Source organism: Helicobacter pylori SA221C, assembly GCF_000476855.1.
Lineage (GTDB): Bacteria > Campylobacterota > Campylobacteria > Campylobacterales > Helicobacteraceae > Helicobacter > Helicobacter pylori_DK.
In genome coordinates this window covers 32216-52362 of sequence record NZ_CBPT010000009.1, presented here as the reverse complement: position 1 = coordinate 52362, position 20147 = coordinate 32216, and the positions used below count along the sequence as shown (strand labels likewise).

Annotated in this window: 13 protein-coding genes and 1 pseudogene; 10 read left to right on the top strand and 4 right to left on the bottom strand. The window is 38.9% G+C overall.

The features are described from left to right. Position 1 precedes the first annotated feature (1 nt). The gene (locus tag QU01_RS05410) at positions 2–1465 is read right to left on the bottom strand and encodes a peptidylprolyl isomerase (RefSeq protein WP_033762905.1); all 1464 of its coding nucleotides are present in this window, start codon (positions 1463–1465) and stop codon (positions 2–4) included. A gap of 129 nt (positions 1466–1594) precedes the next feature. Here QU01_RS05410 and QU01_RS05405 point away from each other — a divergent pair, with 129 nt between their 5' ends. Further along, positions 1595–2905 (top strand): adenosylmethionine--8-amino-7-oxononanoate transaminase, encoded by a 1311-nt coding sequence (locus tag QU01_RS05405; RefSeq protein ID WP_033762894.1) that lies wholly within the window; start codon positions 1595–1597, stop codon positions 2903–2905. A gap of 105 nt (positions 2906–3010) precedes the next feature. On the opposite strand, the gene gatC is transcribed toward QU01_RS05405, so the two are convergent. The 3 genes from gatC to QU01_RS05390 are packed head-to-tail and all read right to left on the bottom strand — an operon-like array spanning position 3011 to position 5871. Next, positions 3011–3292 (bottom strand): Asp-tRNA(Asn)/Glu-tRNA(Gln) amidotransferase subunit GatC, encoded by a 282-nt coding sequence (gene gatC / locus QU01_RS05400; RefSeq protein WP_033762893.1) that lies wholly within the window; start codon positions 3290–3292, stop codon positions 3011–3013. A gap of 14 nt (positions 3293–3306) precedes the next feature. After that, complete coding sequence (gene gpmI / locus QU01_RS05395; RefSeq protein ID WP_033762891.1) at positions 3307–4782, bottom strand: 2,3-bisphosphoglycerate-independent phosphoglycerate mutase; 1476 nt, start codon at positions 4780–4782, stop codon at positions 3307–3309. A gap of 12 nt (positions 4783–4794) precedes the next feature. Then, positions 4795–5871, bottom strand: a complete 1077-nt coding sequence (locus tag QU01_RS05390) for a hypothetical protein (RefSeq protein WP_033762890.1) — start codon at positions 5869–5871, stop codon at positions 4795–4797. Positions 5872–5983: 112 nt separating this feature from the next. Here QU01_RS05390 and glyS point away from each other — a divergent pair, with 112 nt between their 5' ends. From glyS to QU01_RS05345, 9 genes and pseudogenes are all read left to right on the top strand, one after another. Next, a complete protein-coding gene (gene glyS / locus QU01_RS05385) occupies positions 5984–8089 on the top strand; it encodes a glycine--tRNA ligase subunit beta (RefSeq protein ID WP_033762889.1) in 2106 nt (701 codons plus the stop codon). Continuing rightward, positions 8079–9374, top strand: a complete 1296-nt coding sequence (locus QU01_RS05380) for a TolC family protein (RefSeq protein ID WP_033762903.1) — start codon at positions 8079–8081, stop codon at positions 9372–9374. Before glyS ends, QU01_RS05380 begins: the two co-directional genes overlap by 11 nt. Continuing rightward, complete coding sequence (locus QU01_RS05375; RefSeq protein ID WP_033762888.1) at positions 9371–10450, top strand: efflux RND transporter periplasmic adaptor subunit; 1080 nt, start codon at positions 9371–9373, stop codon at positions 10448–10450. Before QU01_RS05380 ends, QU01_RS05375 begins: the two co-directional genes overlap by 4 nt. After that, entirely contained in the window at positions 10450–13509 is a 3060-nt protein-coding gene (locus QU01_RS05370; RefSeq protein WP_033762902.1) for a CusA/CzcA family heavy metal efflux RND transporter, read from the top strand. The genes QU01_RS05375 and QU01_RS05370 overlap by 1 nt, the downstream gene beginning before the upstream one ends. A 10-nt stretch (positions 13510–13519) precedes the next feature. Next, positions 13520–13801 carry a DUF3240 family protein gene (locus QU01_RS05365; protein WP_000880302.1) on the top strand — a complete coding sequence of 94 codons (282 nt, stop codon included), beginning with the start codon at positions 13520–13522 and terminating at the stop codon, positions 13799–13801. 69 nt (positions 13802–13870) lie between these two features. Continuing rightward, positions 13871–14158, top strand: coding sequence for a virulence factor (locus QU01_RS05360; protein WP_033762887.1), 288 nt, complete (start codon positions 13871–13873; stop codon positions 14156–14158). A 206-nt stretch (positions 14159–14364) separates the two neighbouring features. Beyond that, entirely contained in the window at positions 14365–16005 is a 1641-nt protein-coding gene (locus QU01_RS05355; protein WP_033762886.1) for a dynamin family protein, read from the top strand. Between the two features lies 1 nt (position 16006). Further along, positions 16007–18331, top strand: a complete 2325-nt coding sequence (locus tag QU01_RS08300; RefSeq protein WP_033762885.1) for a dynamin family protein — start codon at positions 16007–16009, stop codon at positions 18329–18331. After that, a pseudogene (locus QU01_RS05345) lies at positions 18328–20014 on the top strand (dynamin family protein). Before QU01_RS08300 ends, QU01_RS05345 begins: the two are co-directional and overlap by 4 nt. Positions 20015–20147 lie beyond the last annotated feature (133 nt).

Genomic DNA, 20147 nt, shown 5'->3' with positions numbered 1-20147 from the left:
TTTATTGGATGTATTTGACTATCTTATAGCGTTTTTTCAATTCTTCTATCAACGCTTTATCAAAAAAATCCGTTTTAGTGTTATTGACTAAACGCTGCATATACTGGCTTTCTTCTGCGCTAAATGAGTGGTTGAAATTTTGTTCTGTGATTTGATAAAGCACCACTTTATTACCAATAGTAATAAACCCTTTTTTTTCTTGGCGGTTAAAAAGGGTGTTGATAAACTTAGCGCTTTCTTCTTGGTTAAGTTCGCTAATAGTGCCTCCAAAATTAGGGCTTACATAGCCCACGCTTTTGCCTTTAAAATCCTTAAGCTTTTCTTTAGCTAAAGCTTGCAACGCCATAAGGGTTTTTTCTTGAGTTAGGCGGGTTTTAAGAGCGCTTTTAGCTTCATCAAAATTTTGCAATTCGTCTTTGGTTTGAGAGATGAGCTGCACCACAATAAAACCATCTTTAAAAGGCTCTGGTTTTAGGATTTCAAGGGGCTTGAGAGCGGTGAGTTTTTGCGTGATTTCAGCAGTATAGGGGGAGTTGTTTTCTTCAAAATCTTGCGTGGTGTAGTTTTGCGCGTTCGCTTTTTTTAGAGCGACATAACTCCTTAAGGCTTTTTCATTCGCTTTTTGCATGCTTAAATCATGCTTGACTTGCTCTTGAACGCTTTTAAAATCCTGTAATTTCCCCTCTTTGTCCAAATAAGACACCTTGTTTTTATGGTAGTATTCCTCCAACTCTTTCAAATCAGTTTTTTCTAAACTAGCGTCAAAATATAAAGAGCGTGTTTTAAAGCTTGTGGGCTTTTTAAAATCCTTTTTATGGGACTCGTAATATTTTTTCATCTCTTCTTCATTAAGAGAGATTTTAACATCATTAGGGTTTAGGATAAGAATGTCTAATTTGTCTTGCAATTTTGCCCAAAGCGATAGGCTGGATTGCTCCAAAGGGGTAGTGGTTTTGGGGAATAGAGCGCTGATTTTTTGAAGGATTAAAAGCCTTTCAACGCTTTCTTCAAAATGCTTGGGGCGGTAATGGCTTTGCTTTAAGATATTTTTATACAATTCTTCATCAAAAACGCCATCTTTTTGGAAAACGCTCGTTTTTCTGATCTCTTTGGCCACTTCTTGCTTTGTAGCGCCAAGCCCTAAATCTAAAGCGAGATTCCTCAATAAGGCTTGATTGATGAGCGAATCTAAAGCGCTTTTTTCTAAATGCATGGCTTTGATTTGATCTTCAGTGAGTTCTTTAAAATCAGGGATAGACTCAGCATAGGCGTCTTTAAGGCGGCGGTATTCTTGGGCTAATTCTTCTTGAGAAATCTTAATCTGTCCCACTTTGGCAGCGCTATCGCTATCTAAAGAAAAGCTGTATTGCCCCCAACCTATCATTCCGGCAGCAATAAAAGCGATCGTGCTTATCCATATTGTAACCACTAAATACTTTCTATGATTTTGCATCCATTCAATCATAAGAACTCTAATCCCTTTTAAAAAATCAAAAATGTGAAATTCAGGTTTAAACAACCTTATAGTAAAATCAAATAACCTTATTTTAACCAAAGATTATTAAAATTATCCTTATTATAGAGAGTTTTTAACATGAATTTTCAAGAAAATTTAGCCGCTTTGGATTTGGAATATCTTTGGCACCCTTGCTCGCAAATGCAAGAGCATCAAAATTTCCCCATTATCCCCATTAAAAAGGCTCAAGGGATTTACCTCTATGATTTTAATGATAACGCTTACATGGATTTAATCAGCTCATGGTGGGTGAATCTTTTTGGGCATAATAACGCCTACATCAGCCAGCAGCTCAAAAATCAAATTGATAGTTTGGAACATGTCCTTTTGGCTTCTTTCAGCCATAAGCCCATCATCACACTTTCTCAAAGGCTTTGCCAGCTCACCCATATGGACAAATGCTTTTATGCGGATAACGGCTCATCTTGTATTGAAATCGCTTTGAAAATGAGCTACCACGCCCATTTTTTAACGAATCAAACGCGCCACAAAAAGCTTTTTTTATCGCTCTCTAATTCCTATCATGGCGAGACTTTGGGAGCGTTAAGCGTGGGCGATGTGAAACTTTATAAAGATACTTACACCCCACTATTACTCAAAAATCTCACTACACCCGTGCCTAAAAACGATAATGAAATAGAAAATAGTTTGAACGCTTTAAAGCGTTTGTTAGATAAACATGGTGAAGAAATTTGCGCCTTCATTGCAGAGCCTCTTTTGCAATGCGCAGGGAATATGCATATTTATAGCGCGAAGTATTTAAAACAAGCCGTTTTATTGTGCAAGCAAAAAGACATCCACATTATTTTTGATGAAATCGCTACCGGGTTTGGGCGCACAGGGAGCATGTTTGCTTATGAACAATGCGGGATCGAGCCTGATTTTTTATGCTTGTCTAAAGGGATTAGCGGGGGGTATTTGCCTTTAAGCGCGCTATTAACCCATAATGAAATCTATAACCAATTTTACGCCCCCTATGAAGAAAATAAAGCGTTTTTGCATTCGCACAGCTACACAGGAAACGCCCTAGCATGCGCATGCGCGAACGCCACGCTGGATATTTTTGAAAAAGAAAATGTTATTGAAAAGAACAAGGCTTTAAGCGGGTTTATTTTTAGCGTGCTCCAAAACGCGTTAAAACCCTTGATAGAGCAACAAGTGGTGTCTAACTTAAGGCATTTGGGCATGGTCTTTGCCTTTGAAGTCTTTATTCAAACCAAAGAGCGTTTGAGTTTGGCGGTTTTTAAAAAAGCTCTAAAAAAAGGTTTGTTATTACGCCCTTTAAACAACACCATTTACCTCATGCCTCCTTATATTATCACGCATGAAGAAATCAAAAAGGCGGTTGCGGGGTTAGTGGAAATTCTTGATGAGTTAAAAAAAGGCTGAAAACAAATAGTAAAGAGCTTGAATTTCAGTCAAGCGATAGCCTCTTTTTCTCTTTGATTTTAAAAATCAAGCTTTTCACTTGATATTAAGCCTATTCAATCAAACCTATTCAATGATTTTAGGCACAACGAAATAATGATCTTGGCTGTGTTTGTTGTGGCTTAAAATCTCTTTGGCGATATGGGGTTGGTTTTTGGGTTCGTCTTCTCTTAAAGGGGTGCATAGTTCTGTATCTGCTTTTAAATCATGAGTTTCTAAAGCGAAGATGTTTTCTACAAAGCCTAAAACCTCCGCTAAATGGCCTTTAACGCTCTCTTTATGCTCATCTTTAATCTCTAACATGCTCAATTTTTCCAAGCGTTGCAATAATGCGTCATCAATTTGCATTCTTTTCCTTTAGTTTAAAATAGGGGTTCGTCCATCGTTGCTGGGGCTTTGATGCCCATGAGCTTTAACACGCTGCTAGCGATATTGTTCAACGCTCCGTTTTTTATGGATTTGACTCCATCCCCCAAAACAAAGCAATACACGCTCCCGGCGGTGTGGTTGGTTAAGGGGTTTTGGTTTTCATCTTTCATGCGTTCGCAATTCCCATGATCGCTTGTTAAAAGCATGGCGTAATCCAATTCTTTAGCCAGTGAAAGGATTTCCCCTAAACATGCATCCACTGCTTCTACTGCTTTGATGCTCGCTTCAAAATTCCCCGTATGCCCCACCATGTCGCCATTAGCAAAATTCACAATGATCAAATCCGTGCCTAGTTTCATTTGCTCTAACACCGCAAGGGTTACTTCTTTAGCACTCATTTCAGGCTTTAAGTCATAAGTGGTAACTTTTGGGCTTTGGATAAGCACTCGGTTTTCATTCTTAAAAGGCGTCTCCACTCCGCCATTGATGAAAAAGGTTACATGCGCGTATTTTTCAGTCTCAGCGATATGGCTTTGGGTCAGGTTGTGTTGAGAGACCACTTCAGCGAGCGTGTTTTGAACGCTTTCTTTAGGGAATAAAACAGGGTAGGGGAAAGTGTTATCATAAGGCGTCATGGTAGCGATATGGAGTTTTTTAAAAGCTTGGCGCTTAAAGCCGCTAAATTCCTTTTGGCCTAAAGTGCTCACGATTTCTCTAGCCCTATCGTTCCTGAAATTGATAAAAATAAAGCTTTCATCATCTTGCATGCCGCAATAATCTTTAAAACAAGCGGGCATGATAAATTCATCAGTGATATTTTTATCGTATTGGCTTTGGATATATTCGCTAGGGCTTAAAGGCGTGTGATTAAGCCCCATTAAGCTATGATATGCAAGTTCAATCCTTTCAAAGCGATTATCCCTATCCATCGCATAAAAACGGCCACCTATGGTAGCGATTTGAATGTTTTCATTGCAGATATTTTGCATTTGTTTTAAATAAGTTAAAGCGCTTTTAGGAGCGACATCGCGCCCATCGGTGATTAAATGCAGAAAGACTTTTTTATGGGATTTTTCACACTCTAAAGCCAGAGCGATAAAATGCTCAATGTGTGAATGCACGCCCCCATCGCTCATCAAACCCATAAGATGCACCACAGGGCTTTTTTGGATCGTGTTTAAAAAAGCGGGGTTGTTTTTTAACCCATCGTTTTGAAGGCTTAAAGAAATTTTGACTAAATCCTGATAGAGCACCCTACCAGCCCCAATACACATATGCCCCACTTCAGAATTCCCCATTTGCCCCTTAGGTAAACCCACGCTCAAGCCATGCGTATCAATCAGGCTATAAGGCAAAGTTTTAAACATCAAGTCATAAGTGGGTTTTTTGGCATGGAAGAAAGCGTTATGATCGCTATCTTTACGATACCCAATGCCATCAGTGATAATCAAAAGAGTTTTTTGCGCCATTTTTAGGACTTTTTAAAGCTCTTGCATGAGAGTGATGTGGTTGGCTAAAATCGCATTCCTTTGCCCTGGAGAGCAATTTTTGCACACTTCTTTACTTTTGGAAGCGGTTTTGGTGTTGTTTTTTACATTATTTTTAATGTTATTTTTAGAGGAGCGTTTTGGACTCGCTTTAGCCGGTTTTTTTGGGCTTTTTTTAGCGGGTGTGAAATCAGCGCTATTGATTTGAGCCAAATACATGGGTTTATCTTTTGCTTTTTCTGGCTTACTAGTTGTTTGCTCGCTAGTTGTCTCTTTCATTTCTCGGGGTTTTTCTGCTTGGGTTTCCTCTGTTTGAGATTTTTCTATTTGAGATTTTTGGGCGGCTAAAGTTTGGGGCATGGCGTTGCCGATAGGGTCTAAATCTAGGTTACTATTAGCGCTTTTTTGCAATTCTTGGTCATTACTAGACTGCGAATCAAAGATTTTAGATTCTTTCAAACGCCTGATCTTGTCTTGTATCTCTTCGTAATATTTTTCAGCATCAGCGTTAGACTTCTCGTTTTTTTCCCAACGACTGCCCTTGTTGTAAGATTTGATCATGTCTTTTAGATTGTCATGGTAGCGTGTTTTCCAATAGAGCAACTCTTTTAAAGCCACTTCAGAAGCAAACGCATCGTCTTTGATGAGCAATTCCCCCATCACATTACGCAAAAAAGGGCTATCATTATGCCCATAGCTTTTTAGAACGCTTGGGATATAAGAATGATACACGCCCGCGCTCGGATCTGAAAAATTGATTTTATAAACCCCTGCGCATGACTCTTTCCATGCAATGCCTGCCATTTCATAGCCTAAATTTTCTTTAGAGCCGAATTGATAGGCGGCTTTTAAAACTTCTTTTTGCTTAGCGTTAAAATCTTTAAGGTTGTCGCAATTGGTCATCATGACTTTAGTAACGGGCGATTTGGGTTTGTTTTTAACCCCCTTAGCGGGCTTAGGCTCTGTTTTAGTGGGGCTTTCTGCTGCAACTAAGCTTAAAGATGCACTTAAGGCTGCACCTAGCCATAAGGCTTTAAAAAGGGTGTGAGTGAGTGGGGTTAAATGTTTCAAAACGCCTACCTTTTGTATTTAAAAAATAAACTAAACTAAAAATAAATTCAAGTATAATTCTAACATGATTTAGTCTTAAAAGTGATTTTGTTTTTTAGGGAGAATTGAGATTTTGCATTCAGATGAATTGTTAGTAGAGATTTTAGTTGAAGAATTGCCCGCACAAGCGTTATTGAATGAATATAAAGAAATGCCTAAAAAACTCCACGCTCTTTTTCAAAAACGTGCTTTAGAAGTGGGAACTATAGAGGTTTTTTACACCCCTAGGCGCTTGTGTTTGTTTATCAAAGACTTTCCTCTTTTAACGCAAGAAACTAAAGAGGAATTTTTTGGGCCTCCGGTTAAAATCGCATGCAACAATGAAGATAAAACGCAAGGGTTGAACGCTCTAGGTTTAGGGTTTTATCAAAAATTAGGACTAAAGGATCCCAAGCATTTCCAAACAGCGTTTAAAAACAATAAAGAAGTGCTTTATCACGCTAAAATCCACGCCAAACAGCCTACAAAAGACTTAATCATGCCCATTGTGTTAGAGTTTTTAGAGGGTTTGAATTTCGGTAAGTCTATGCGTTGGGGCAATGTGGAAAAAAGCTTTATCAGACCCATTCATAATATTTGCGTGTTGTTTAATGGGGAAAATTTTAACGGTATTGAAGTCAAAGAGTATGGCTTTAAAACCAAACAAACCACGAAAGCGCACCGACAAGAGAGTTTTGATTTTATCCAGGTGGATAGCCCTAAAGCGTATTTTGAAGTTTTAGAAAAAAACCATGTCATTTTAGACCCTAAAAAGCGCGAAGCTAAAATCTTACAAGAAATTAAAGAGCTAGAAACAAAGCATGAAATCATCGTAGAAATAGATAAGGATTTATTAGATGAGGTGGTAGCGATCACGGAATACCCCAGTGCGCTTTTAGGGGAGTTTGACAAGGCGTTTTTAAAATTACCCAGTGAAATCATCACCACTTCCATGAAAGAAAACCAGCGCTATTTTGCAACCTTTTGTCAAAAAAGCCAAGAAGAAAGCCCAACATTACACAACGGCTTTGTTGTGGTGAGTAACGCTATCAATAAAGACAAGCAAAAAATCATTGCAGGCAATCAAAAGGTTTTAAAAGCCCGCTTGAGCGATGCGGTTTTCTTTTATGAAAACGATCTCAAAAAGCCTTTAGATAACGCCCCTTTAGAGAGCGTGGTTTTTGTGCAAGGTTTAGGGACTTTAAAGGATAAAATGGAGCGAGAAGCAATCATCGCTCAATACTTGACGCAAAAATACGCTCCATCTTTAAACATGCCTTTAGAAAAAGCCCTTGAATTGATTGGCCGAGCCGTTAAAATCGCTAAGGCGGATTTACTCAGTGAAGTGGTGTATGAATTTAGCGAGCTTCAAGGGATCATGGGCTATTACTACGCTTTGAAACAAAACGAAAACGAGTTAGTCGCTTTGAGTTTGAAAGAGCAGTATTTGCCCGCAAGCGAAAACGCTCCCTTGCCCTCTAGTGTTTTTAGCGCGATCGTGGCTTTGAGCTTGAAATTAGACAGCCTGTTTTCTCTTTTTAGCGCGGGTAAAATCCCTAGCGGATCTAAAGATCCTTTTGCTTTAAGGCGCTTGAGTTTTGGATTATTGAAAATCATCGCGCATTATGGGTTAGAATTTGATCTGAAAGCGGATTTGAAAAACCTCTTTGAAAAAGTGGGCGTTTATCAAAGCTTTGATTTAGAGGTTTTAGAAAAGTTTTTACTGGAGCGCTTTCATAATTTAATAGATTGTAACCCCTCTATTATAAGGAGCGTGTTAAACACCAACGAGCGAGACATTGTTAAAATCATTCAAAAAGTCAAAACCTTAAAACGCTTTTTAGACGATCCCAAAAACGCTCAAAAAAAAGAGCTGCTTTTTAGCGCTTTCAAACGCCTAGCCAATATCAATAAAGACAGAAACCCTGACGAATCAAGCGGGTTTTCTACGAATCTTTTTAAAGAATCGCAAGAGCATGCCCTTTTTGAAGCGTTCAATGCGATCAAAACAAGCACTTTTGAGAGTTTGGATAGCAAAATAGAGGCTTATTTTGGTTTGCATGCGCCTTTAGAAGAATATTTTAAAAGCGTGCTGGTCATGGATAAAGATATAGAAATCCAAAAAAATCGTAAAAATTTCTTGTGGGGCGTGTATCAAAGTTTCTTAGAAATTGGGGATATTAAAGAAATTGCGATTTAGTTCTTTCAAACGCAAAGTCCAGCGTTTTTGTTTGGGGGTAGCTTTTTTAATAAGCGGTATGGGCGTGCTTGATGCGAAAACCTTTACCCTACAAGAGTTTTTTAAAGAAGTAGAAACCAACTCTATGGAACTGATCGGCAAAAAAGCCGATTTTAAAAGCCGTCTGAACGAACAGCGTTCAATCAATGCATGGGATTTTCCCTATATTGATAATGAAACTTCTATGGTGAAAAACTTCCAAGGCATTATAGAAGCGCAACCCAGAACCCTTTTAATAGTAAGACCCAAGCTCCCGTGGGTGAGTTCGCTTTTATCCAAAAGCCTTTCTATTAAAACCATTCAATACGATAAAAGCTATCAATTAAATAAAAATCTCGCTTTTATTGGCGCTAAACGCCTTTATTTGACTTATGTGATGACTAAGGAAAAGTATCAGGTGTATGTGCAACGAGAAGCGAACTTTTATTCGCAGCTCAAAATCGCTAAAGAAAAAGTCAAAGCCGGCAGCATGAGCGAAAAGGACTATATCAACTTCAATAATTCTTATTTGGAATCCAAACTCGCTAAAACCAATGTGGAAACCAAACTCATAGATTTAGAAAAAATGCTAGACACGATGCTAGCGATTGTGGAGCCGGTCAAAGAGGGGGCGCATTTTGACACTTATTTAAACCATTTGCATGATGTCAAGGTGATCGGTTTGGATTTTGAATACGTGCGATTAGAACCTGAAGCTTTAAAGTTTAAATTGGATCGCTCGTTGTATGTGGATATTTTGGATTTGACGGCTAAAGATTATCAGGTGAATGCGAAATTGGCTAATAGAGATGTGTTTAATGCGTTTGAATTCGGGATTGGCTCTGAAAGCTATAACTCTTCAACTAATCTTTCTGTAGAAGTGCGTATCCCTTTACCGGTCACGCCTAAAAATATCTATCAAAAGCGTAAATTCTTGGATTTGCAAAGCGGGACGCTCGCGCAAAATGAAGTGATGAAACGAAACATTAGAATCAACGCCAACTCCTATTTAAACCAGCTCAAAACCAAAGAAGCATACATTGAAACCCAAAAAGAAGCCATTGCCAATAAGAAGCGTTTGATGGAAATGGGGCGCCTCGCTTATGAAGCCCAAAAAATCGGGCTTTTTGAATACTTGATTTATCAAAATTCTTACATGGACGCTCTCATCACTCTAACGGAAGCTAAGATTGAATACATTGATATTAGCGCGCTTTTAGAAGAGACTTTAGGGGAGAGCTTGACCAGATTAGGAGAATTGCGTTGAAGCGGGCGTTATGGTGGCTGATGTTAATGGGCGTTTTTTCGATGGGTGTTTCTTTAAAAGCCAAAGAGTATCCAGAAATTGTTTTGGAAGAAAAAAACTTGCAACCCATGGGGTTAAAGGTTATCAGTTTAGATAAAGAAATTTTTAGTAAAGGGCTTCCTTTTAACGCTTATATTGATTTTGATAGTAAAAGCTCTGTGGTGCAGAGCTTGAGCTTTGATGCGTCTGTGGTCGCTGTTTATAAAAGAGAGGGCGAGCAGGTGAAAGCTGGAGATGCGATCTGTGAAGTGAGCTCTATTGATTTGAGCAATTTGTATTTTGAATTGCAAAACAACCAAAATAAATTAAAAATCGCTAAAGATATTACTAAAAAAGATTTAGAGCTTTATAGGGCTGGGGTGATCCCTAAAAGGGAGTATCAAACGAGCTTTCTAACCAGTGAAGAAATGGGCTTAAAGGTGGAACAATTAGAGAGCGCGTTTAAAAGCTTTGGCGTGGATCCCAAAAACCCTAAAGGGCATTATGGTTTTAGGATTGTGGCTAGAGATAGCGGTCTTTTAGCGTTAGCGCCTAAAAATGTGGGCGAGAAGATTTTGGCTTTCACTAGTTATGTGCGTATTTCAAAAAGCGATGATCTGATCGCTCAAATCAAATTGCCTGTAGGCGTTTCTAAATCCATTAGAAGAGATTCGCCGGTCTATAATGAAGAGGGGGAAAAAATCGGGAAGATTCAAAGCGTTTCGGTGGTGTTAGACAAAGGCTCTAACACGATTTTAGCCACCGCTTTATTAGATGAGGGCAATTACCATGTGGGGGAAATGGTAGAAATGTATATTCAAGGCTCACAGCCTAAAGACTCGGTTTTAATCCCTTCAAACGCTTTAATCAGAAACGGGAAAGATTACCTGGTGTTTGTGAGAACGCCTAAAGGTTTTAGGCCTGTGGTGGTTCAAGTTTTAGAAGAACGCAGCAAGATTTTTATCGTGAGCGCTCAAAATTTACACCCTAATGACAGCGTGGCAGTGGGGTCATTGATAGGGTTAAAAGGCATGATCAACAATTTAGGGGAAGAATGATGCTCGCTTCCATTATTGAATTTTCCTTACGCCAAAGAGTGATTGTGATTGTTGGCGCGATTCTTATTTTATTTTTTGGGACTTATAGTTTTATCCACACTCCAGTGGACGCTTTCCCAGATATTTCGCCCACTCAAGTCAAAATCATTTTAAAACTCCCCGGCTCTAGCCCTGAAGAAATGGAAAACAACATCGTGCGCCCTTTAGAATTGGAGCTTTTAGGCTTAAAGGGGCAAAAATCTTTAAGAAGTATTTCAAAATATTCTATTTCAGACATCACGATAGATTTTGATGACAGCGTGGATATTTATTTAGCGAGGAATATTGTCAATGAGCGCTTGAGCAGCGTGATGAAAGATTTACCCGTGGGGGTTGAAGGAGGCATGGCGCCCATTGTTACGCCGCTATCAGATATCTTTATGTTCACCATTGATGGCAATATCACCGAAATAGAAAAACGACAGCTTTTAGATTTTGTGATCCGCCCGCAATTAAGAATGATTAGCGGCGTGGCGGATGTCAATTCCATTGGAGGCTTTAGCAGAGCGTTTGTGATTGTGCCGGATTTTAACGACATGGCAAGGCTTGGGGTGAGTATTTCTGATTTAGAAGAGGCTGTAAGAGTGAATTTAAGAAACAGCGGAGCGGGGCGCGTGGATAGAGATGGCGAAACCTTTTTAGTCAAAATCCAAACCGCTTCTTTGAGTTTAGAAGACATTGGCAAAATCACCGTTTCCACGAATTTAGGGCATTTGCACATTAAGGATTTTGCGAAAGTCATCAGCCAGTCTCGCACCCGCTTAGGGTTTGTCACTAAAGATGGCGTGGGCGAGACCACAGAGGGCTTGGTGCTTTCTTTAAAAGACGCTAACACCAAAGAAATCATCACTCAAGTGTATCAAAAACTAGAAGAATTAAAACCCTTTTTACCGAATGGCGTGTCCATTAATGTTTTTTATGATCGATCAGAATTCACGCAAAAAGCCATTGCCACCGTTTCTAAAACGCTCATTGAAGCCGTTGTTTTAATCATCATCACGCTCTTTTTATTTTTAGGGAATTTGAGGGCGAGCGTGGCTGTGGGGGTGATTTTACCCTTAAGCTTGTCCGTGGCGTTTATTTTTATCAAGTTTAGCGATCTGACTTTAAATTTGATGAGTTTAGGGGGGTTGGTTATCGCTATAGGCATGCTCATTGACTCAGCCGTGGTGGTGGTGGAAAACGCTTTTGAAAAATTGAGCGCTAACACCAAGACCACTAAACTCCATGCGATCTATCGTTCATGCAAAGAAATCGCTGTTTCAGTGGTGAGCGGGGTGGTGATCATTATTGTGTTTTTTGTGCCGATTCTAACCTTACAGGGGTTAGAGGGTAAGATGTTTAGGCCTTTAGCGCAAAGCATTGTGTATGCGCTTTTAGGCACTTTAGTTCTATCCATCACTATCATTCCTGTAGTGAGCTCTCTTGTCTTAAAAGCCACACCCCATAGCGAAACCTTTTTAACGAGGTTTTTAAACAGAATCTATGCTCCTTTATTGGAATTTTTTGTGCATAACCCTAAAAAAGTGATTTTAGGAGCGTTTGTTTTTTTAATCGCAAGCCTTTCTTTATTCCCTTTTGTGGGGAAGAATTTCATGCCCGCTTTAGATGAGGGCGATGTGGTTTTGAGTGTGGAAACCACCCCTTCTATTTCTTTAGATCAATCTAGGGATCTCATGCTAAACATTGAGAGCGCGATTAAAAAGCATGTTAAGGAAGTTAAAAGCATTGTCGCGCGCACAGGGAGCGATGAATTGGGGCTGGATTTAGGGGGCTTGAATCAAACCGATACTTTTATTTCTTTCATCCCTAAAAAAGAATGGAGCGTAAAAACCAAAGATGAATTATTAGAAAAAATCACAGATTCTTTAAAAGACTTTAAGGGGATTAACTTTTCTTTCACCCAACCCATTGAAATGAGGATTTCTGAAATGCTTACAGGGGTTAGGGGGGATTTAGCGGTTAAGATTTTTGGAGATGATATTAGCGCCTTAAACGAGTTGAGTTTTCAAATCGCGCAAGTTTTAAAAGGGATTAAAGGCTCTAGTGAAGTTTTAACCACGCTTAATGAGGGCGTGAATTATTTGTATGTAACCCCTAATAAAGAAGCGATGGCGGATGTGGGGATCACTAGCGATGAATTTTCCAAGTTTTTAAAATCCGCTTTAGAGGGCTTGGTTGTGGATGTGATCCCTACAGGGATTTCACGCACGCCGGTGATAATCCGCCAAGAGAGCGATTTTGCAAGCTCTATCACTAAAATCAAAAGTTTAGCCCTGACTTCAAAATATGGCGTTTTAGTGCCTATCACTTCTATCGCTAAAATTGAAGAAGTGGATGGCCCTGTTTCTATTGTGCGTGAAAATTCAATGCGCATGAGCGTGGTTCGCAGCAATGTGGTGGGGCGCGATTTGAACTCTTTTGTAGAAGAGGCTAAAAAAGTGATCGCTCAAAACATCAAACTCCCTTCTAGCTACTATATCACTTATGGGGGGCAGTTTGAAAACCAGCAACGGGCCAATAAAAGGCTTTCTACCGTTATCCCTTTAAGCATCTTAGCGATTTTTTTCATTCTTTTTTTCACTTTTAAAAGCATTCCTTTAGCCTTGCTCATTCTTTTGAATATCCCTTTTGCGGTTACCGGAGGCCTTATTGCGTTGTTTGCGGTAGGGGAGTATATTTCAGTGCCAGCGAGCGTGGGCTTTATCGCTCTTTTTGGGATTGCGGTTTTAAACGGCGTGGTGATGATAGGTTATTTTAAAGAGCTTTTATTGCAAGGAAAAAGCGTAGAAGAATGCGTTTTATTGGGCGCTAAAAGGCGTTTGAGGCCGGTTTTAATGACCGCTTGCATTGCCGGTTTGGGTTTGATACCTTTATTATTTTCTCATAGCGTGGGATCAGAAGTCCAAAAACCTTTAGCGATCGTGGTGCTTGGAGGCTTGGTTACCTCAAGCGCTCTAACCTTACTCTTACTACCGCCCATGTTCATGCTCATCGCTAAAAAGATTAAAATCAATTAAGGGATTTCACATGCTCGCTTTAGAAATTTATATTGATATTTGTTTGAAAGACGCTTTAATAGATTATTTATTTGAAAAAGGCTTTGATGATTTTTTTTATGTGGAATGCTATAAATACGCCGCTTCTTCGCTGCTTTTAAGCCAAAAAGAGCAGGTGAGCGGGCGCAAAGATTACGCTAAATTCAAGCTTTTTTTAAGCGATGAGATCGCTTTATCTCTAGCCAAAGCGCTCAAAGATCACTTCGCTTCTAAAGAAATGAAATTGTTTTATTCTCAAACGCATGGGTTGTAAAACGCATGCACCAATCAAGCGGAATTCTCAGTAAAATACGCTATAACACAAACCAATAAAGGAATTAAGATGTATGCTGTAACCTTTGACCTTGACACTAATTGCTTGAATGAAAACGCAATGAATCTCTCAAAAGTTTATTTGGATATTCGTAAATTCATGGAACAACATGGCTTTAAATGGCAACAAGGTAGCGTGTATTTTGGCGATGAGACCATCAACGCTGTTACTTGCGTCGCTACGGTGCAAATTTTAGCCAAGCAAATACCAAGTTTTGCGGTTTGTGTTAAAGATGTGAGGATGTTAAAAATAGAAGAAAACAACGATTTAATGCCGGCTATCAAGATTGTTTTATGAAATTGAGTATAATGAGAGCCATTAAATGGTGCTAGGAGTTTGTAATGATGATTATTCTTAAAAATCCGCTCTCTCTCTAGTCAGCCGTTTTATCTTTTCACCCCCATATAAACCCATACCCATATAAACCCTATCTATATTTTAGGGATTTTTAGGGATTTTTGCGTCTTGTTTAGATTTTAATTTTTAATTTTAAAGGATTGGTAATGATTTTACGCGCACAGACAAATTTTATGGAGTTTTTAGAACAGGTTTTAGAAGTTTTAAAAGAAGTAGAGATTGATAAAACAGAATATTATACGCTTTTAGCAAGCGTTCAAAAACAACAGCTTGTGATACCCGTTGTGGGGAATTTTAGCGCAGGCAAAAGCACGCTATTGAACCGCTTTTTAGGCAGTAGCGTTTTACCTACCGGTATCACGCCAGAGACTTCTTTAGCCACTGAGTTGCACTATAGCGCTAATGAACGCATAGAAGCTTTTTCAAACAATGATGAAAAAACAGAGAGTTTTGAACTGAATGAGCAAAGTTTTGAAGTAATTAAAGAGAATGCGGCGGAGTATTCCTACCTTAAGGTTTATTTGAATAATGAAGCTTTGAAAAACAGTGCGCCTTTAGTGTTTGTGGATATGCCAGGCTTTGATAGCCCTGTTTCAAGCCACACCCATGCCATTTTGGAATATTTGGAAAGGGGCGTGCATTTTGTCATTCTTGCAAGCGTAGAAGAGGGCAATCTCACTAAACGCATGGTTAGGGAATTGAAAAACCTTTTAGAGTTTGACAAAGGCCTTAGCTTTATTTTGAGTAAAACGAATTTAAGAACGCCTTCGCAAGTGGGAGAAATCTCTCGCTACATTCAAGAGCAAATCCAAGATCACCTTGATTTGACAACGCATCTCATTCATTCTAATAAAGACAATAACGCTCTTTTAGAGGTAGCGGATAAAATAGACGCTGAAAAGCTTTTTAGCGCTTTGTATTTGGAACGATTGAAGTTTTTGAACTCCCGGTTACAAAACAGCCTAAAAAGCGTGATTGAAAGCTTTAATTACTCCAAAGAAAAGGCTTTAGAAGAGATCAAAGCTTTGGATTTGGGCGTTAAAGACATTGAAAAAACCTATGAAAAATTAAGGGCTAATTTAGAAGAGAAATATTCTAGCGTGGCTGTGGGATCGGTGGTTAAAAAAGTGCTAGAAGATGTGAGGGATCAAAAGCCTTATTTAGCCGCTTTAATCAACAAGCCTAACGAGCTTAACAGCGAAATAGAAAGCGTCATGCAACAAAGCCTGATCAAAAACGCTAAATTAGAGATTGAAAAGATCAACCTTTCTTTTTCAAAAGATTTCCATGCGGAATTTGAAAACTTGAACAAGCTTTCTAGCGATTTGTCTGTGAATTTAGAGCATGGCCTTGAATTAGGGATCAACGCTTTAAGCTTGTTTCTATCCAAAAACCCGGTTACAAGGCCGTTCGCGCTGATTTTACAAGGGTTAAAACCTCTTTTAAAAGATTTACTGACATTGTTGCCTAATCTCATCGCTGCATTTTTTAGGAATGAAGAAAAAGAGCGGGCGAAATTAGAAAATCTGATTGAAGTCAAAGTGATACCAGAGATTCAACACAAGCTTAAAAAAGTTTTACCGGGATTGTTTAATGAGGCTTTGCAAAATTCCCTAAAATCTCTAAAAGATCGGTGCGAATTGGACATCACGCACAAGAAACAAGAAATCGCGCTCGCTCAAACAGAAAAAGAAAAACACCTAAATGATCTAGAAGCACAAAAACAAATCTTAGAAAATAAGATCAACGCTTTAAGCAATTTAGAACAACAATATTTGAAGGATTAAAATGAACGCTCAAGAACTCATTCAAAAAAGTGCTTTAATTGAAAAAACGCTAAAAGAACAAGGCTTGCAAGAAAGAGCGAGGCCTTTTATGAGCGATAACGCTGTGATTACAACCGAAGAGTTAGAGAAAACGCTAAAAGAGATGCAAGATACTGATAGGAATCTTAAAGTCGGTATCATCGGGCGCGTGAAAGCGGGTAAAAGCTCGCTCTTAAACGCTTTGATTTTTGAGGGTGTAGAGGTTTTGCCTAAAGCGGCAACGCCCATGACCGCTAGCCTTACCATTTTAAAATACGCCAAAACCTTGAGCGCTCAAGTGGAGTTTTACAGCCCAAAGGATATTGCAGAGCTTAAAAACGAACATGCAAGGTATGAAAGGGAATTTCAAAGAATCGTTGAGGAAAAAGTCAAAGAACAAAAAGAAAAACAGAGTTTGTCAAATAAGGCTAAAGAGGGAGTAAAGAATTTTTTTAGCAGAAACAAAAGCGATAAAGAAGCACCCAAAGAGAGGGTTTTAAGCGATGAAGAAATAGTAAAAAAGGCTGAAAGGATCGCTAAAAGCGAGTTAGAAAAGGATACAAAGCTCGTTTCATCATACGATCAATACGAAAAAATGAAAAAAAGCGGATTGCTCAACACGGAAAACTTGGATCCGCGCATTCAAGCCAACAGCTTAGAAGATCTGAATCAAAAATTGCTCCAATTCGTGGGCGCGGACGGGAAGTATATGCCATGCACTAAAGCGGTGCAAATTTCTTTGAATAACCCCAATCTTAAAGATTTGGAAGTGATTGACACCCCAGGCGTGAATGATCCCATCGCTTCCAGGGAAGAGCGCACCAAAGCCTTATTGAAAGATTGCGATGTGGTGTTTATTGTAAGCCCTTCTAATCAGTTTTTAACAGATAGCGATACGAGTTTGTTTGATAGGGTTTCTAATAAAGAAGGCCTTCAAGAAATTTATTTTGTGGCAAGCCAAGCCGATAGCGCCGTTCTTTCTATGAGTGAAGTGGAAAAATCTGGTCAACACCTCCCCACAGCCTTAGAAAACGCGCAAAAATCCCTTTCATCTTCTTTAGATAAAGCCATGGAAGCGTTGATTCAAAAATACCCTAACCAACGAGAGATTTTTGAAAAAGCGATCAAAAATGGCGTCATTTTGGCTTCAGGGGTTTGCTTTAGCATGTATAAAGATTTCAACAACCAAGCTTCTTGGGAAAGAAACCAAAAAACAGAAGAGTATCACAATGCATTACGGAATTTAAAAGACGCTTACCCTGACGCTTTTAGTAGCGATGATAAGTCTAAGGAAAGCTTATTGCTCTTAAGCAATATGGGCGCGATTAAAGAGCGTTTAGAAAAAGCCGCAAAAGAGAAAGAAAAAATCATGTCTCAAAAATTGCAAGATTATGCACAGAGCCAAGCGAACAACCTCCAAAATTTGATCACGCAGTTATTGCAAGATTTGGAAGAAGAAAAAAAGAGGATTAAAAACGCTGATATGGGCGCTATTGTTAAGCAAATAGAGGTTTATGAAAAGCTCTCTGGTAACATTGAAATAGGGTTTAGGGAAGCGTATGAAGAATTTATCTTGCATTTCATCAACAATATCAGAGTTGGCTTGGAAGAAACATTGAAGAAAGCTATCCAAACGGCTAAAACGCGCTCTAGAGAAGAAGAGGAAGAAGAGCATTATATTGAAAGAGTGAAGCAAGGCGGTTTGGGAGGAAGCTTTAAAAGGAATTTTTTGCGGTTCTTTGATGATGATGCGGGCTATGAGAAAGTAGAACGCACAAGAGCAACCATTAAAGCCGGAGCGGTGCTTGATTATTTAACAGAGATGCATGAAATCTGCGAAAAAGCTTTGAATGACAGCGCTGATTCTTTTAAAGTCGTTTTCAAAAAAGAACTCTACGCTAAAGTCTTTCCTGTCTTGCGTCAGATCATCAATGATGATAGTTTGATTGATGAGGTAGCTTTCAAAAAAAGCGTGCATGCCGTTACGGATGGAATCAAATTTGAAGAGTTTCATTACACTCTTCCTAGCGAGATAGGAGCAAAGACGGGCTTTTTAAAAGGCGATGAAGCCGATGCTTTTATACAAAGCGTGGGGAATTATGTGAGGGATTTTGAAGCTGAGGCTAAACAAGATGTGAAAGGCTACATCGGAGGTTTAAGAGAGAATTTAGAAAAGCAAAATTTCGCCAGCGACACGCTTCAAAAACTCCAAAAAGACATGCAAAATTTGCACAATCAAGTCCAAAACAAAGAACAATCCATCGCTCAATTAGACGCTCAAATCAAGGCTTTAATGGGGATTCAATGAGTATTAATTTTTTTAAGGGTATTTTTAATGACAATAGCAGGGCTGAAAACCACCACAATACAGAGGGTTTAAAAGAACGCTACGATCTAATCGCTCGTATTTTAAACGCTAAAACAAACAATGAAGGGCTAGAAGAATACCAGCAGATTTTAGACAACGAGTTTTTAGAGTTCGCTAGCGGCGTGGATTCGCTCAAAGAAAAGGAAATAGCGTTACTGACGCTCCAAGAAATCCAAAAAGAATTGCAATTAGTAGCGGGCTACCCTAGTTTGTTCCAAAAAACCATCGTTGCGGTGGGGGGAGGGTTTAGTGCGGGCAAATCCACCTTTTTAAACAACTTGTTGGGCTTGAAATTAAAACTCCCTGAAGACACGCTTCCCACTACAGCTATCCCTACTTATTGCTTAAAGGGTAAAAAAGAAGTTTTAATGGGGTTTTCTCAAAATGGGGGCATGGTGGAATTACCTAATCTCGCTTTTGATCATCAGTTTTTAAAATCCCTTGGCTTCAACCTTAAAGAGATCATGCCTTTGATGCTTTTAAGCACTCCTAGCGTGCCTTTTGAACACTTGTGCTTCATAGACACGCCTGGCTATAACCCTTCTAATCAAGGCTATACGGGTGAGGACAAAGAAGCCTCTAAAGAATCCCTAAAGCACGCTAAACACATTTTATGGCTCATTAGTTGCGAGCGTGGGGGTATTGAAAGCGATGATTTAGAGTATTTGCAAGAATTATACGAAGAAGGCAAGCAGGTTTTTATCGTAGTGAGTAGGGCTGATAGGCGCACAAAAAGACAATTAGAAGAAGTCGCTATCAAAATTAAAGAGACTTTAGAAGATAATGGCATTGAGTTTTTAGGGATTGGCGCTTACAGCGCTACAAGGTATCAAGAAATTAAAGAGTTCAGCGAAAAAAGCAAAGTTTTTGACTCGCTTGAGGAATTTTTAAAAAAGTTAAATAAAAGGAGCGAGAAACAAAACGAAATTTTAAGCGTTTTATACGAGGTGCATTTGGCGTATGAAAAGGCTATTGAGCAAGACGCTAACCAATTCAAACGCTACCAAAAGGCTTTGCATTCTATCAGATTGGATTTATTGCAAAAAGGCTTTGATGATTTTAGCGATGCCAGCTTTAATAAAATCGAATCGCTCAAAAAAGAATTTTCTGAGAAAGAAGAATCCAAAAGAGAGAATTTAGTGCAACTCAACCAAGTGATTGGCTTGTTTAAAGAAAGCATTGATAAGGTTTTTGATCGCACGAGCGCTTTTACTTGGGAAAAATACAAAGAAAAAAACGACGATTAAGAGGACGATGAAGAAAACCGCCGGGAGTTCGAAGAAATCAAAGAGATGGTGCTGTATTTTAGGGATTGGTGCATGTTTCGTTTAGATTGGTATAAAATGAGGCAAGAAGACATCCAAAAACATAGAGATTGGATGGATAATGATAATAGACTGCTCCTTTCGTTTAGATTGGTATAAAATGAGGCAAGAAGACATCCAAAAACATAGAGATTGGATGGATAATGATAATAGACTGCTCCAATTAGACTATTCTTTAAGAAATTTGTCAATACTTAAAAGATTTAAAGAAAGAGGAGAAAAAAATTATCAAGACCACTTAAACGACGAGGAGCTTCAAAACGATTTGCGGGAGTGGAGGCGATCAAAACGGCGGTGATTTAGATCAGAGCGTGAAAGAGATTTCTGATTTTTACTACTCTCTTTTTAATCAAAGACAGCGTTTTGATTGTAAGGGCTATTTTAAACTTATTATTGTAAAATGGTGAGTTTTACAATCAATGAGATTAGGA

What these genes read in the sequence shown, in the direction of transcription:
- QU01_RS05410 (WP_033762905.1), bottom strand. Translation starts at nt 1,465, where the DNA reads ATGATTGAATGGATGCAAAATCATAGAAAGTATTTAGTGGTTACAATA.
- QU01_RS05405 (WP_033762894.1), top strand. Translation starts at nt 1,595, where the DNA reads ATGAATTTTCAAGAAAATTTAGCCGCTTTGGATTTGGAATATCTTTGG.
- gatC (WP_033762893.1), bottom strand. Translation starts at nt 3,292, where the DNA reads ATGCAAATTGATGACGCATTATTGCAACGCTTGGAAAAATTGAGCATG.
- gpmI (WP_033762891.1), bottom strand. Translation starts at nt 4,782, where the DNA reads ATGGCGCAAAAAACTCTTTTGATTATCACTGATGGCATTGGGTATCGT.
- QU01_RS05370 (WP_033762902.1), top strand. Translation starts at nt 10,450, where the DNA reads ATGCTCGCTTCCATTATTGAATTTTCCTTACGCCAAAGAGTGATTGTG.
- QU01_RS05365 (WP_000880302.1), top strand. Translation starts at nt 13,520, where the DNA reads ATGCTCGCTTTAGAAATTTATATTGATATTTGTTTGAAAGACGCTTTA.
- QU01_RS05360 (WP_033762887.1), top strand. Translation starts at nt 13,871, where the DNA reads ATGTATGCTGTAACCTTTGACCTTGACACTAATTGCTTGAATGAAAAC.
- QU01_RS05355 (WP_033762886.1), top strand. Translation starts at nt 14,365, where the DNA reads ATGATTTTACGCGCACAGACAAATTTTATGGAGTTTTTAGAACAGGTT.
- QU01_RS08300 (WP_033762885.1), top strand. Translation starts at nt 16,007, where the DNA reads ATGAACGCTCAAGAACTCATTCAAAAAAGTGCTTTAATTGAAAAAACG.